The 14,454-nt window shown below is 63.6% G+C and carries 13 protein-coding genes; 6 read left to right on the forward strand and 7 right to left on the reverse strand.

Features of this window, described 5'->3' with window-relative positions:
• Positions 1-375 precede the first annotated feature (375 nt).
• From HXS65_RS10030 to HXS65_RS10040, 3 genes are all read left to right on the forward strand, one after another.
• The gene (locus tag HXS65_RS10030) at positions 376-945 is read left to right on the forward strand and encodes a TRAP transporter small permease subunit (protein WP_084209503.1); all 570 of its coding nucleotides are present in this window, start codon (positions 376-378) and stop codon (positions 943-945) included.
• The gene (locus tag HXS65_RS10035) at positions 945-2,351 is read left to right on the forward strand and encodes a TRAP transporter large permease subunit (protein ID WP_077379560.1); all 1,407 of its coding nucleotides are present in this window, start codon (positions 945-947) and stop codon (positions 2,349-2,351) included. The genes HXS65_RS10030 and HXS65_RS10035 overlap by 1 nt, the downstream gene beginning before the upstream one ends.
• Positions 2,352-2,602: 251 nt before the next feature.
• Positions 2,603-3,649 carry a TRAP transporter substrate-binding protein gene (locus tag HXS65_RS10040; RefSeq protein WP_240499768.1) on the forward strand — a complete coding sequence of 349 codons (1,047 nt, stop codon included), beginning with the start codon at positions 2,603-2,605 and terminating at the stop codon, positions 3,647-3,649.
• Between the two features lie 133 nt (positions 3,650-3,782).
• Here HXS65_RS10040 and dtd read toward each other — a convergent pair whose 3' ends face one another.
• The 3 genes from dtd to HXS65_RS10055 all read right to left on the reverse strand — a co-directional run bounded on the left by dtd (position 3,783) and on the right by HXS65_RS10055 (position 6,413).
• On the reverse strand, positions 3,783-4,232 hold the full coding sequence (dtd, locus tag HXS65_RS10045) for a D-aminoacyl-tRNA deacylase (RefSeq protein ID WP_077379564.1): 450 nt from the start codon (positions 4,230-4,232) through the stop codon (positions 3,783-3,785).
• A gap of 119 nt (positions 4,233-4,351) precedes the next feature.
• Complete coding sequence (locus HXS65_RS10050) at positions 4,352-5,626, reverse strand: TRAP transporter large permease (protein ID WP_077379566.1); 1,275 nt, start codon at positions 5,624-5,626, stop codon at positions 4,352-4,354.
• A gap of 124 nt (positions 5,627-5,750) precedes the next feature.
• Positions 5,751-6,413 carry a TRAP transporter small permease gene (locus tag HXS65_RS10055; protein ID WP_176493797.1) on the reverse strand — a complete coding sequence of 221 codons (663 nt, stop codon included), beginning with the start codon at positions 6,411-6,413 and terminating at the stop codon, positions 5,751-5,753.
• A gap of 444 nt (positions 6,414-6,857) precedes the next feature.
• Between HXS65_RS10055 and dctP the strand changes: the two genes are divergently transcribed.
• Positions 6,858-7,949, forward strand: coding sequence for a TRAP transporter substrate-binding protein DctP (gene dctP, locus HXS65_RS10060; protein ID WP_255304481.1), 1,092 nt, complete (start codon positions 6,858-6,860; stop codon positions 7,947-7,949).
• A 160-nt stretch (positions 7,950-8,109) separates the two neighbouring features.
• Here dctP and HXS65_RS10065 read toward each other — a convergent pair whose 3' ends face one another.
• Together HXS65_RS10065 and thiD are read right to left on the reverse strand one after the other, a co-directional pair.
• Positions 8,110-8,640, reverse strand: a complete 531-nt coding sequence (locus HXS65_RS10065; RefSeq protein ID WP_254696393.1) for a chalcone isomerase family protein — start codon at positions 8,638-8,640, stop codon at positions 8,110-8,112.
• A 169-nt stretch (positions 8,641-8,809) separates the two neighbouring features.
• Positions 8,810-9,610, reverse strand: a complete 801-nt coding sequence (thiD, locus tag HXS65_RS10070; RefSeq protein WP_077379570.1) for a bifunctional hydroxymethylpyrimidine kinase/phosphomethylpyrimidine kinase — start codon at positions 9,608-9,610, stop codon at positions 8,810-8,812.
• Positions 9,611-9,730: 120 nt separating this feature from the next.
• Here thiD and HXS65_RS10075 point away from each other — a divergent pair, with 120 nt between their 5' ends.
• Positions 9,731-10,180 carry a YqaA family protein gene (locus HXS65_RS10075; protein ID WP_375782211.1) on the forward strand — a complete coding sequence of 150 codons (450 nt, stop codon included), beginning with the start codon at positions 9,731-9,733 and terminating at the stop codon, positions 10,178-10,180.
• A 214-nt stretch (positions 10,181-10,394) separates the two neighbouring features.
• Positions 10,395-11,618 carry a patatin-like phospholipase family protein gene (locus tag HXS65_RS10080; protein ID WP_176493798.1) on the forward strand — a complete coding sequence of 408 codons (1,224 nt, stop codon included), beginning with the start codon at positions 10,395-10,397 and terminating at the stop codon, positions 11,616-11,618.
• A gap of 10 nt (positions 11,619-11,628) precedes the next feature.
• On the opposite strand, the gene HXS65_RS10085 is transcribed toward HXS65_RS10080, so the two are convergent.
• Positions 11,629-12,417 (reverse strand): pseudouridine synthase, encoded by a 789-nt coding sequence (locus HXS65_RS10085; RefSeq protein ID WP_176493799.1) that lies wholly within the window; start codon positions 12,415-12,417, stop codon positions 11,629-11,631.
• A 3-nt stretch (positions 12,418-12,420) separates the two neighbouring features.
• On the reverse strand, positions 12,421-14,355 hold the full coding sequence (locus tag HXS65_RS10090; RefSeq protein ID WP_176493800.1) for an ABC-F family ATP-binding cassette domain-containing protein: 1,935 nt from the start codon (positions 14,353-14,355) through the stop codon (positions 12,421-12,423).
• Positions 14,356-14,454: the final 99 nt, after the last annotated feature.

Here is a 14,454-nt window from a genome sequence, read left to right on the forward strand (position 1 = left end):
CCAAGTGACTGAATCGAAAGATATATCTCGCCTGTCAGACCAATGATCCATTTGTCACTGGCCAGCCACTCGCTACTCTTGGCCTGTCCGAGGGCGTGGATTAATCGTGAAAGCAACGCTGATAACTGCTGAGAGCCTGCATGGCCTCACTGGCATCTGCCATCCACCAGCGTGGAATAGCGTTGTCTGAAACGACGATTGCCGGATTGCCGACGTCTCATCAAAGCTACAACATGAGCAAAGCCTGAACTGATGTGACGATCGTCAGCGTGCACACGAGATCGCCCCGACTACGATGACGGCACACGCAACGCCAGACTCGGCAACAACAACGCCAACAAATATCACCTGCTACCCGCAGGCCAAGGGGATTCCATGTCTGCCACTGCCTCTACCCCCGGCTGGCTCACAGGGCTCGACCGCATGACCGAAGGGCTGGGACGCTGCGTGTCCTGGCTGGTCGTCATCATGATGCTGGTCGAATTCGCCATCGTGATGCTGCGCTACGCCTTCAACATCAACAGCATTCCGATGCAGGAATCCGTGATGTACATGCACGCGACCGTCTTCCTGCTCGCTGCCAGCTACACGCTCAAGCATGACAACCATGTCCGCGTGGATATCTTCTACCAGCGCATGTCCCATCGCGGGAAGTCGTGGATCGACCTCGGCGGCACCCTGTTCCTGCTGTTCCCGGTGATGATCTTCATCCTGCTCTCGAGCCTGGGTTATGTCGGCGACTCGTGGAGCATCAAGGAAGCCTCCCCCGAATCCGGTGGCCTGCCTGGCGTCTATCTGCTCAAGAGCCTGATCCCCGCGGTCGCCATCCTGATGATGCTGCAAGGTGTCGCTGAAGCTGGTCGCCACCTCCTGTTCCTGTGCGGGCGGCTGCCGTCGCCGCATGCGAGCGATGACACCCCTGATCACGATGAGGAGCTGGTGTAATGCTCGAGATCATGCCGCTGCTGCTGTTCGTGTGTATCTGTGTCGTTCTCATGCTGGGCTATCCGGTGGCGCTGTCGCTTGCCGGTACCGCGCTGGCCTTCGCCGGGCTGGGCATGGGGCTGGACGCGCTGGGCATTACCCAGGGCGTATTCGATGCCAGCTTCCTGTCGGCGATGCCCAATCGCCTCTACGGCACCATGACCAATCAGACGTTGCTGGCCGTGCCATTGTTCGTGTTGATGGGCGTGCTGCTGGAAAAATCGAAGGTCGCCGAGACGCTGCTCGACGCCATGGCGCTGATGTTCGGCTCACTGCGTGGCGGCCTGGGCATCTCCGTGACCATCGTCGGCATGTTGCTGGCGGCCTCCACCGGTATCGTCGGCGCGACCGTCGTGACCATGGGCCTGCTGTCACTGCCCACCATGCTCAAGCGTGGCTATGACCCGTCGCTCGCCACTGGCGCCATCTGTGCCACCGGCACCCTGGGACAGATCATTCCGCCGTCCATCGCACTCGTTCTGCTGGGCGACGTACTGTCTTCCGCCTATCAGCAGGCGCAATTGTCGATGGGCATCTGGAGCCCGAAGACCGTCTCGGTGGGCGACCTGTTCATCGGCGCCCTGGTGCCGGGCCTGATTCTGGTGGTCGCCTATATCGTCTACATCGCCATCATCGCCTGGCTCAAGCCCGAGAAGGCGCCGGCCGTGGACCGTGACGCGCTGATGAAGGAGCTGGGCCACACCGGTGGCATCGGCTGGCTGCTCCTCAAGGGACTGGTGCCGCCGATCGTGTTGATCGTCTGCGTACTGGGCTCGATTCTCGGCGGACTGGCCACGCCGACAGAAGCCTCTGCCGTGGGTGCCTTCGGCGCGCTGATGCTGGCCGTCGCCAACCGCAAGCTGAGCTTCAAGACGCTGACGGAAGTCGTGCGCTCCACCACCAACGTCACCACGATGGTCTTCCTGATCCTGATCGGTGCGGCGCTGTTCTCGCTGGTGTTCCGTGGTTTCGGCGGCGAAGAGGTCGTCACCGAGATCTTCGAGAACATGCCCGGTGGCGTCATCGGTGCCACCTTGGTGGTGATGCTGGTGATCTTCCTGCTCGGGTTCATCCTCGACTTCATCGAGATCACCTTCGTGGTGGTGCCGATCGTCGGCCCGGTGCTGCTGGCCATGGGCCTCGACCCGATCTGGCTGGGCATCATGATCGCCATCAACCTGCAGACTTCCTTCCTGACGCCGCCCTTCGGTTTCGCGCTGTTCTATCTGCGCGGCGTCGCGCCCAAGGAAGTCAGCACCAAGCAGATCTACAAGGGCGTCATTCCGTTCATCCTGATCCAGCTGTGCATGCTGGGGGCACTGGCCGCCTTCCCGGGCCTGGCCACCTGGCTGCCGGCCCAGTTCTAGGCCACGACTGACGAGACAGTACAAGGACAGAACACGGACAGAGCAAATACAGAGCAGCAACTGAATTGGCGGGGCTCGCCCCGCCAGCTGATGGGAGAGCCGCCAGTCGGCTCATGCAGATGCACGGGAGCCGTTCGCGGCCCACCTCTTGCCCAGCGCCAGTCCCTGACCGGTGCACAACAACAATCGGGCACTTCAAGGAGCATGCCATGCAACTCAACAAACTCGCCTTCGGCATCGCCGTCGGCACCATGACCGCCATGGGCACCCTGCCGGCCATCGCCAATGCCGCGGATACCTACACCTGGAAGATGGTCACCTCGTGGCCGAAGAACTTCCCGGGCGTAGGCCAGGGTCCCGAGCGCCTCGCGCGTCTCGTCGATGAGATGTCTGATGGACGCCTCAAGATCAAGGTCTACGGCGCCGGACAGCTGGTGCCGGGCTTCGAGGTACTGGACACCGTCTCTTCCGGTACGGCGCAGATCGGCCACTCGGCCTCCTACTACTGGAAAGGCAAGGCGCCGGAAGCCCAGTTCTTCGCCGCCGTCCCCTTCGGCATGACCGCACAGGAAATGAACGCCTGGCTGCATTACGGCGGGGGTCTGGAGCTCTGGAACGAGGTCTATGACAAGTTCGGTGTCGAAGTCATGGCCGGTGGTGCCTCGGGCGTGCAGATGGGCGGCTGGTTCAACAAGGAGATCAACTCGGTTGCCGATCTCGACGGCCTGAAGATGCGCATGCCGGGGCTGGGTGGCGATGTCATGCAGCAGATGGGCGTGGCGACCGTCAGCATGCCGGGCGGCGAGATCTTCACCTCGCTGCAGTCCGGCGCCATCGATGCCACCGAATGGATCGGGCCGTACAACGACCTGGCCTTCGGTCTCTATCAGGCCGCCAAGTACTACTACTATCCGGGCTGGCACGAGCCGACCGTCACCTTCGAGGCCATCGTCAATGACGACGCCATGGCCGAGCTGCCCAAGGACCTGCAGGCCATCCTGCGCTCCGCGGTACGTGACGTGAACCAGGACATGCTCGACGAGTACACCGCGCGCAACAACGATGCCCTCGAGACACTGCTCAACGAGCACAAGGTCGAGCTGCGTCGCTACCCGCAGGACGTGCTCGACAAGGCACGTGAACTGTCAGGCGAAGTGGTCAAGAAGCTTGGCGACTCCAATGAGCTGGCAGGCCGCATCTACGAGTCCTACACCACCTTCGAAGGCAAGGTCGAGAAGTGGCACGAAGTCTCCGAACAGGCCTTCCTGAACGCCCGTAATCCGGAAGGCATTCAGTAACGAGTCCCTGCTTTACCTGCGCCTCTCTCCCGTGCGAGACGGCGCAGGCCTGTCATCCAATGCTTGCAGCCGCTCCCTCGGGAGCGGCTTTTTTGGGCCTGCAGAATGCGTGAGCCGACTATCTGCCGCGAGATCAGCTCTCGAGCAGGAAGGTCACCGGCCCATCATTGAGCAGCGAGACCTGCATGTTGGCCCCGAAGCGTCCGGTCTCGATTCCCACGCCTAGCTCCTCCCCGCGTTCACGCGCCTTGTCGACCAGATACGCGAACAGCCGCTCGCCTTCCGCCGGTGGCGCTGCCGAGGAGAAACTGGGACGCATGCCACTGCCGGTGTCCGCCGCCAGCGTGAACTGCGAGACCAGCAGCAGACTGCCACCCGCCTGCTGGACGTTGAGATTCATCTTGTCGTTCTCGTCGCCAAAGACACGGTAGTGCAGCAGCTTGTGCAGCAGCTTGTCGGCGCGCGCCTCATCATCGCCCTTCTCGACCCCCACCAGCACCAGCAGACCGCCCGCGATGGCGCCGACCGTCTCGTTCTCCACCACGACCTGTGCCTGGGTGACGCGCTGGATCAATGCTCGCATGCCACTTGCTCCTTCAAGAGATGAATGATGATGAGCAGGAGCATACCAGACACGAACGCCCCGCAGACTCGGTCTGCGGGGCGTTCGTGATGCGCATGTCCAACGCGCCGTATCGGTGGCTAGCTGGCCAGGCCGGGCAGGAAGAGCGCGATCTGCGGGAACAGCATCAGCAGCACCGTCGCCAGCAACAGCAGGGCAATGAAGGGTGGCGTGCCACGGATAACCTCCATGTAAGGCTTCCGGAACACCGCCACCGCCGTGAAGATGTCACAGCCGAAGGGTGGCGTCGCCGAACCGATCGCCGCCTGCAGGGTGACGAGGGTACCGACCAGCACCGGGTCCAGTCCGGCGGCATCGACGGCCGGGGCAAATACCGGCGCCAGAATCAGGATCACCACGATGGGATCGACGAACATGCAACCGACGAAATAGGCCACCGCGATCACCGCCAGCAGCGCCAGGGCGTGTTCTGACAGGTACGGGATGTACCCGCCGAGAATGGCATCCGGAATCTTGGCGAACGAGATCATCCACGAGAAGCCGGCGCCCGCCGCCACCAGAATGAATACCACCGCGGTGATCAGACCGGTGGAGAAGGCCACGCCGGGCAGGTCCTTGAGCGTGACGCCACGGTAGATGAGCATCTCGAGAATCAGCGCATAGATCACCGAGACCGTGGCGGCCTCCGTCGGCGAGAACATCCCCGAGTAGATGCCGCCGATGATGATCACCGGGAAGCCGGCGGGCAGACTGGCGCGCTTCAATGCCTTGAGGCGCGCAGGCCAGTCCGCCTTGGGCTGCGGCGCAATGCCCAGCTTCCACGACTTCCACATGCAGTAGAGCGAGAACAGCACCAGGATCATCAGCCCCGGACCGATACCGGCGATGAACAGATCCCCCACCGAGGTACCGGTCGCGACACCGTAGATGATCATGCCGATGGACGGCGGAATCAGCAGCGCGATGTCAGAGGCATTGATGATCAACGCGATGGTGAACTTGTCGCTGTAACCGGCTTCCAGCAGCCGCGGGCGCAGCGGGCGCCCCATCGCGACCACTGTGGCCTGGGTGGAGCCGGACACCGCGCCGAACAGGGTACAGCCCAGCGCGGTGGTCACCGGCAGACCGCCACGCCAGTGGCCGACGAAACGCTCGACCACATCCAGCAGACGCTGGGCGGTGGAGCCCTTGAGCATGATATCGGCCGCCAGAATGAACATGGGGACCGCCGTCAGTACCACCGGTTGCAGGCCACCGATCATCTGCTGGATCACCAGCTCTGGCTTGAGAAAAGGGAAATCGCTGAACAACAAGAAGAAGGTGCCGACACTCAATGGCACCATCATGGGTACCCCAAGCAACAGCAGCCCCACCATCACGAGCAGAATCCACATCGCAGCTTCCGTCCCTGGGTCAATGTAGTGTGATCAATCACGAGCCCTGCAACACGCATCAGCCAAGGCATCTCTTGCCTTCACTCCCGCGCCACAGTCTCGCATCCAAAGTGGAAGAGACGTGCTAGAGCGCACCGCTGCCGTCGACTTCCTCGTTCTCGTCTATCTCCGCCGTACGCCACGACAGCCAGGCACCTTGTGCCAGCAGATTGCGCAGAATCGCCATCAGATACTGGAGGGCGCCCAGCGCCAGTCCCAGCGGGACCACGGCATAGAGTGCCGCCAGCGACCAGCGCAACGACGGCGTGACACGCCCTGACCTGGCCAGGCTCTGCAGATAATCCACCGCCAGCCAGGCCAGGTAGGCCAGCAGCGCACAGGTGATGACCTGTCCGGCGATCAACAGCACCTTGCGCAACCACGGCGGCATGAAGTCCAGCAGTGCCGTCACGCGGATATGGCGTCCGGCGCGCGCGCCGTAGCTGATGCCGAGAAAGGTCAGCCACAGCTGCAGGATCTGCATCAGCTCTTCAGTGAACGGCAGGCTGTAGTTGAAGACGTTGCGCCCGATCACATTGGCGATACTGGCCGTCGCCATGCCCAGCACGCACAGCGCGATCAGCCAGCGTTCGACGTGTGCCAGGCCCTGATCACCGCGTTCGAATATCGCCGCCAGGCGGCGCAGCGGTGCAGGCAGATGTGCGAGGGGATCCTGAGCGTCTTGCGCCTCGGCCGGGGTGGGCCGGGTCTCATCAGCGGGGGGAGACTTGGAGGGGGGCGAATTCATGAAGCGGCTTCCTGTTGATGTGGCTTCCTGCCAGGCAGGCTTTCTGTCAGGCGACGCACGCACAGCGATTTGCGCCACGCCGTCTGCATTTGCCAGTACGATCCATTGAAGTTTTCCGAGACACCGCCGTGATTTTCACTTTGGTGAGTCATGATCTAGCTTTATTGACGGCATCCTTTATTAGCGACACTGTGGACCAGCACGCAGCCTGCCTCTACCGAGCCATCTGGCAGGGCATGCCACCGACCCGGAGCAGGGGTCATCGAGTACCAGAATCTCATGCGGACAGGCTCAGCCCATTCATAATAAATTCTAATCACACTATCCGATTTGGTAATTTTTTTATTATATTAAGAATGGCAATATTATCTAAATGATGCAAGTTGCACGCCGGGTTCGCCCCATACCACCCGGCGCTGATGGAAATCACACAAGGAGAACAAGATGACGATGCAATGGAACCCGTCACCCGAGCAGAATCGCGAGACGCCCAGAACTCCTGTTCACCTTTCTCGTCTTGCCGCGTTCCTCAAGGGAGGCGCCCTCACGGCCGGCCTCGGCATGGCGGCACTGGCCTCCGCGGGCGTACAGGCTGACACCTGGCGTTTCGCGCTGGAGGAAGTCTCCGGCAGCGTGCAGGATGCCTACGCTCAGGAATTCAAGAAACGCATCGAAGAGGCCTCCGGCGGTGACATCGATGTCGAGATCTACCCCTACGGCGCGCTGGGTACCTCCTCACAGCTCACCGAACTGGTGCAGAGCGACGCCATCCAGCTGACCTTTGCGTCACCGGGTCACCTGGCCTCGGTGATTCCTGAATCAGGCGTCTTCACGCTGCACTTCCTGTTCTCCGACGACAACGCCGTCAATGAAGAGGTGCTCGGCAACTCCAAGGCCATCGACATGCTGTCCGAGGCCTACACCGAGCAGAACCTTCAGCTGCTGGGCGTGATTCCGGAGGGCTGGATGGTCTGGACCGGCAACCGTGACATCGAGACGCCTGAGGACATGAAAGGCTTCAAGATTCGCACCATGACGTCACCGATTCTGGTGGAGAGCTATCGCGCCTATGGCGCCAACCCGACGCCGCTGCCGTATTCGGAGGTCTATTCCGGCCTGCAGCTGGGGCAGATAGACGGCCAGGTGAACCCGGTGTTCGCCATTCAGGAAATGAGCTTCTATGAAGTTCAGGACTACATGATCCAGGCCAAGCAGGCGCAGTTCATCACCACGCTGGTGGCCTCCAGCGATTTCTATTCCAGTCTGGATGACGAGCAGCAGCAGATGCTCGACAAGGTCACCAACGAGATGCGCCCGTATATCTTCGAGAAGCAGGAGGAGTACAACGCGGACCGTCTCGAGAAGATCAAGCAGGACAGCGACATCAAGATCATCACGCTGAACGACGAGCAGCGTGAAGCCTTCCGTCCGGTCGGCGAGAAAGGCTGGGAGGTCTTCCGGGAGCAGGCCGGCGAGCGCGGCAGCAAGATCCTCGACACGCTGCAGGCCGACATCAAGGCGGCAGAAGCCAAGTAAGCCGCAGCATTGGCCAGCGAGTTGCCACGGGAGACCTTCCTGACGGCAACGATGGCCGTGTCAGATGACAAGACGCCCCTGCCGGGTAACCGGCAGGGGCGTCTTGATGAGGCAGGGCTCGCCATGGGCGCGAGCCGCCCGGAAGTTCAGAGGCTGACGGCTAACGCCCCAGCAGTTGTGAACGAAAGTCGTCGCGCGCGGGGGAGTCGCCAAGCCAGATCGCGAACACCCCGTTGGCCAATGCCAGCGAAGCGCTCTCGAAGAGCAAGGTATCGTTGAGCGCCAGCGTCAGCCGTCCCTTGCCACCCTCCTCTGCCTGCCATTCCAGCGCATAGCGATCTCCCGGCGACACGTCCCGATAGGCTGCATTGAAGCGCGACAGCTCCGCCTCGATCGCCGCGAAATTCGCTTCGGAAAGATTCTGGCGCACGCCCCTGGTGGTCGCCTTGGCGAAGTCAGCCGCCTCGATGGCATGGAAATACTCCAGCACCAGACGTCGCGAGACATCGCTGAGTGGTGCAGGCCGCGGTCGCCGGGCATCCTGATAATAGCCACCGACGTAGGCGTCCCATACCAGATAGGTAAACAGCCCGGTACCGATCAGCTCAAGCGGCTGGCCGCCTTGCGTCTCGGCCTGATCCGCGAAGGTCACTCCCTTTATCTCGGCGGCAAACGCCCAGGAGGGAAGCATGGCAAGCACTCCAGCCATCAGGCTGGTGCGCAACCATCGAGACGAGAAAGCCCTTGGCAAGGGCAGGCGAATCCGGGAGCGGGACATGGCATCGACTCTTCAAGGAAGTGACAGGGAGGCGTTCCTCTCACGCGCGAGGGGTCAGCTCAGGCTCTCGCGACGCACGGTCTCACCAGAGTGCGTGAAAGTGGTGCACGGGGCCACGCCCCTTGCCGACATTCAGCTGATCCGAGGCACGCAGCGCCCCCAGCAGCCATTCCCGCGATTCCTCCACGGCTCTCGTCAGTGACAGCCCCTGCGCCAGTCGCGCCGTGATCGCCGAGGACATCGAGCAGCCGGTGCCGTGCAGGTTGTCGGTCTCGATCCGTGGCGCGCACAGCCATTGCTCACCGGCATCACTGACCAGCAGGTCATCGCAGGCCTGGCCCTCCAGTGCGCCCCCCTTGATCAGGACAGCATTGGCACCGCGTGCGCGCAACTCACGCGCGACCTGAGGCATGTCCTCCCGCCCGATCAGACGACGCTCGCCCAGCAGCACCGCCGCTTCATGCAGGTTGGGCGTGATGATGTCCGCCAATGGCACCAGATGCTCTGCCACCGCCTGGATGGCCGCGTCATTGACCAGCGCATCGCCGCTCTTGGCCACCAGCACCGGGTCGAGCACGATCCAGCGCGGGCGACGCTGACGGAGCCTGTCCGCCAGCAGCTCCACGACGGCCGGGTCCGCGACCATGCCGATTTTGATGGCGATGATATCGAGATCATCCAGCACGGCATCCAGCTGTGCTCCGATGAAGGCGCACGACACCGGCTCGACGCTGCGCACGCCACAGGTATTCTGGGCGGTCAGTGCCGTGATCACGCTGGCTCCATACGCCCCCAGCGCGGAGAATGTCTTGAGATCCGCCTGAATGCCGGCCCCGCCCGATGGGTCTGAGCCGGCAATCGTCAGGACGCACGGAATATGCATGCACGAGACTCCCGGAAAATGACATGAATTTGCCAACAGCATACCCGAGCGGCGAGGGGAAGAAAGCCACCCAGCTGCTTCACCCTCGGCTCGGCCCCTGCGGTTCAGGAAAATCGCGGCATGGATGACGTGGTCGCCCTGCTGTCGCTGGGCCTGATAGCACTGGCCAGCGCCACGCTGCTGCCGGGCGGGTCGGAGGCCGCATTGGCGGGGCTGTGGTGCGAGGGGGTCGCCCCATGGGCGCTATGGCTTGCCGCAACGCTTGGCAACACGCTGGGCAGCCTGATCAATGTCGCCCTGGGACGCGGTGCACGGCGTCTGCGGACTCGTCGCTGGTTCCCGGTCTCGCGGCGAGCGCTGGCGCGCAGCACGCTGTGGTATCGCCGCATCGGTGCCTGGAGCCTGCTGCTCAGCTGGGCACCCGTGATCGGTGACCCCTTGACGGTGCTGGCAGGCGTCTTCCGCCTGCCCTGGTGGAAGAGCGTGCTGTTGATCCTGGTCGCCAAGGGCGGCCGCTACGCCCTGCTGCTGGTGATCGCGGACCACTGGCTGACCCCCTGGTGTACGTGAATCACCCGTCAGGCCACGCGCACAGGCCGCCCATGCACGAGCCACAGGAGCCACAGGAGCCACAGGAGCCACAGGAGCGTGCTATGCTGACAGCTGCTATGCTGCACTGCACAATTCGTGTTCGCTTTCATTGCCACAAGCCGATCACCTGCCAATCAGGTAGCCGAGGCCGTGCAGGCCATCAGCGTGGCGCTACCGGAAAGGAGAAGGTTTCATGCGTGATACATCCTGCGACTTCTGCGCTGACGCGCTCAATATTCTGGTCCTGCAAGGCGGCGGAGCCCTTGGCGCCTACCAGATCGGCGTGTTCGAGGCACTGGCAGAGGCCGGCATCCAGCCCGATTGGGTCGTCGGGACCTCCGTCGGTGCCATCAATGGCGCACTGATCGCGGGCAATCCGGATGGCGAGCGCCTCAAGGCCCTCGAAGCGTTCTGGTATGGCATCGCGCAACCGGCCAACAGTCTCGGGCCGGCCTTCCACCCCTGGGAGCGCAGCGTCGCGCGCTCCTCCGCCATGCTGTGGGGTATCCCGGGCTTCTTCCGTCCGCGCCCCCTGTGGACAGTTCCCATCTGGCAGAGCTTCTTCGGCGAACCGCCCAGTCTCTACGACACCGAACCGCTGGGAGACACCCTCAATCGCCTGGTGGACTTCGAGCGCCTCGACGCCCGTCACCCGGAGAACGTGCGGCTATCGGTCGGGGCGGTCAATATCGGCAGCGGCGCATTGCGTTACTTCGATTCGTCACAAGAGGCGCTGGATCACCGCCACATACTGGCCAGTGGTGCCCTGCCGCCGGCATTCCCGCCGGTGTGGATCGACGGTCAGGCCTACTGGGATGGCGGCCTCTACTCCAACACGCCGATCAGCTGGGTGCTGTCGGAGCGCGCGCACAGCGAGACGATCGTCAACTGCTACGTCATCGACCTGTGGAGCGCCTACGGGAAGGTGCCGGAAACCTTGCAGGAAGCCCAGCTACGCGAAAAGGACATCCAGTACTCCAGCCGCGCCGGTGAGCATCTGCATCTGATGGAAGAGAATCAGGCACTGCGCATGGGCCTGGAGCACCTGGCCGACCTGCTGCCGGAAGACCTGCGCCAGTCTCAGGAAATACACGACATCCTGGCCATGACCCAGCAACCGTCCATCAATGTCGTGCGCCTGCTGGCGGCGGCTCGCCCCGACGAGACCTCACTCAAGGATATCGATTTCTCGCGTGCGACCATCGATTCACGTCGTCGCAGCGGCTATGGGGACATGCATGAGGTGCTGAACCGCTGCGAGCAGTTCGACCCCCTGCCGCGCAACATCGGGGTCATCGTCCGCAACTTCACCCGCAACTCGCGGGGTGAGCTGATCAGCCTGTCAGCCCCGGATGTCCCCCCGACGGAGAGCGAAGAGGAGAATGAGGGTCTGCCGAGCCAGGCCAGCGGCCGCTGAGGCAGCGGCCTCACTCATGTGCCTGCGCCGCGCCGAGCCGCAGGCACTCGTCACGCGTCAGCTCTCGCCAGTCCCCCACCGCAAGCCCGGCGACACTCAGCCCCGCCACCGACTCGCGATGCAGCCACACCACGCGACTGCCCAGAGTGCGCCACAGTCGCTTGACGTGATGGTGGCGCCCTTCGTGCAGTGTCAGGCGCGCCTCGTCCGCGGCCAGAAACTCGAGCCGCGCGGGCAGCGTCGGCCGAGCGTCATTGGCGAGCAGGACGCCCTGCGCCACCCGCGAGATCGCATCGGCCTGCGCCGCCTCCGACAGCGGTTGCTCCAGCCCCATGCGGTAGCGCTTGGCGGGCCCATCCAGTCCGGCATCACTGATGCGTGACGAGACATCACCGTCGTTGGTCAGCAGCAAGGCACCGGTCGTGGCGCGATCCAGTCGTCCGACGTGATGGATTTCCTCGAGCCAGCCGTCATCCTCTCCACGTGATTCAAGCGAATCGCGCAGCACATCGATGACGGTGGGATGTTCGGGGTCATGACAGGCCGTCACGACCCCGGCAGGCTTGTTGAGCAGCACATGGCGTGGACGACGTGGCGCCTGCAGGCGTATCTCGCCTGGCGGCGCGTCATTGTCCGCCAGCGTATCGGCTGTCAGCGCGATGGCATCAAAGGGACCGACCTCGTGCAGCGGATCGCGGACCGTCTGGCCATTGATCCGCACACGCCCCGCCGCCAGCGCATGCAACGCCAAGCGGCGATTGAGCTGCGGCTGGCGCGTCAGCCAGCGATCCAGCCGCATGCTTCAGTCCGCCGCCTTGAGCTGGGCTTCCATCTCTTCCAGCGCTTCCTGCGCCTCGAACCATTCGGCTTCGGCGTCCTCGAGACGTCCCTTGATCTCGCCCTGACTGGCCAGCAGCCGGGTCAGTTCGCTCTTGCGGTCCGCCTCATAGAGCGTGGCATCGCCCAGCGCTTCCTCGACCTTGTCCAGCTCCCCCTGCGCCTTGCTCATCTTCTGCTCGGCCTTGTCGCTGAGCTTCTTGAGCGGGCGCAGCTTCTCGCGCAGCTCGGCGGCCTGACGACGCGCTTCCTTGCGGTCCGGCGTGCGCGTGCCCTCGCTGCCAGCCTCGGCATCCTTCTGGGCGCGCGCCTCACGCCGCTCGCCCTCGACCCGCGCCTTGAGCCAGGCACGATAGTCGTCGAGATCGCCATCGAAGGGCGTCACGCGGCCATCGGCGATGCACCAGAATTCATCCACGCAGGCGCGCAGCAGGTGGCGGTCGTGGGAGACCAGAATCACGGTGCCTTCGAAGGTCGCCAGCGCATCGGTGAGCGCCTCGCGCATGTCGAGATCCAGGTGGTTGGTCGGCTCATCCAGCAGCAGCAGATTGGGCTTCTGCCACGCGATCAGCGACAGCGCCAGGCGTGCCTTCTCGCCACCGGAGAACGATTCCACCGAAGCGTACACTTCATCCCCATGGAAGCCGAAGCTGCCGAGGAAGGTGCGGATCTCCAGATCCCCGGCCCCCGGCGAGAGACGCAGCACATGATTGAAGGGAGTCGAGGTCAGGTCGAGCCCATCGACCTGGTGCTGGGCGAAGTAGCCGATGGCCAGATGCTCGCCGGCGGTGCGCTGGCCTTCGACCAGAGCCAGTTCACCGGTGAGCGCCTTGATCAGGGTCGACTTGCCCGCGCCGTTGGGGCCGAGCAGGCCGATGCGCTGGCCCGGCAGCAGCGAGAAGCGCACCCCGGACAGCTGCGGCGGCTGACCGGGATAGCCGATCACCGCACGGTCCAGTCCCAGCAGCGGACGGGAGATCTTGTCAGAGCAGGGAATCGTGAAGTGGAACGGCGAATCGGCCTTCACCGCCGCCGTCTCCTCCATGCGCTCCAGCATCTTCAGGCGACTCTGGGCCTGGCGTGCCTTGGTGGCCTTGGCCTTGAAGCGACGCACGAAGTCCTCGATCTCGGCGCGACGCGCCATGGTCTTCTCGTGCTCGGCCTGCTCACGCACCAGGCGCTCGGAACGCGTTCGCTCGAAGCGGCTGTAGTTGCCCTTGTAGACCACCAGCTTGCGACGATCGAAGTGGATGATGTGATCACACACCGCATCGAGGAAGTCACGGTCGTGGGAGATCAGCAGCAGCGCGCCGGGGTAGCGTGCCAGCCATTGTTCCAGCCACAGCAGCGCATCGAGATCCAGGTGGTTGGTCGGCTCATCCAGCAGCAGCAGGTCAGACGGCGTGAAGAGGGTGCGCGCCAGATTGGCCCGCATCCGCCAGCCCCCCGAGAAGGCCGCCAGCGGCTGACTGAGCTGGGCCTGGCGGAAACCGAGCCCTACCAGCAGCTGCTCGGCACGCGCACGCGCGGTATAGCCATCGAGGGTGTCGAAGTGAGCGTGCAGCTCGGCCTGACGCTGATGCTCGCCGCTTTCTTCGGCGGCGGCCAGAGCCCGCTCCGTCTCGCGCAGGGCGTGATCCCCGTCCATGACGTAGTCGACGATCGGGCGCTCCAGCGCATCGATTTCCTGTGCCATGTGCGCGACCCGCACGCCACCGGCCAGCGAGACGCTGCCGCTGTCGGGGATCAGCTCACCGAGAATCAGCCCGAACAGGCTGGACTTGCCGGCCCCGTTGGGGCCGACGATGCCCGCCTTGTGACCGGCATGCAACGTCAGGTCCGCTTCGTCGATCAGCGGGGCTCCGCCGCGTTGCAGGGCGAGCTGGCGCAGTGCAATCATGACAACCTCGATCAGAAAATCCGGGGGCGTCGGCTCCCGCGCGCAGCATGCATGACCGCCGTGAACCACAGGCATGACCGCCATGAACCACAGGCTTGA

Origin of the sequence: Cobetia sp. 5-25-4-2, assembly GCF_013374075.1 — a bacterium.
GTDB lineage: Bacteria > Pseudomonadota > Gammaproteobacteria > Pseudomonadales > Halomonadaceae > Cobetia > Cobetia marina.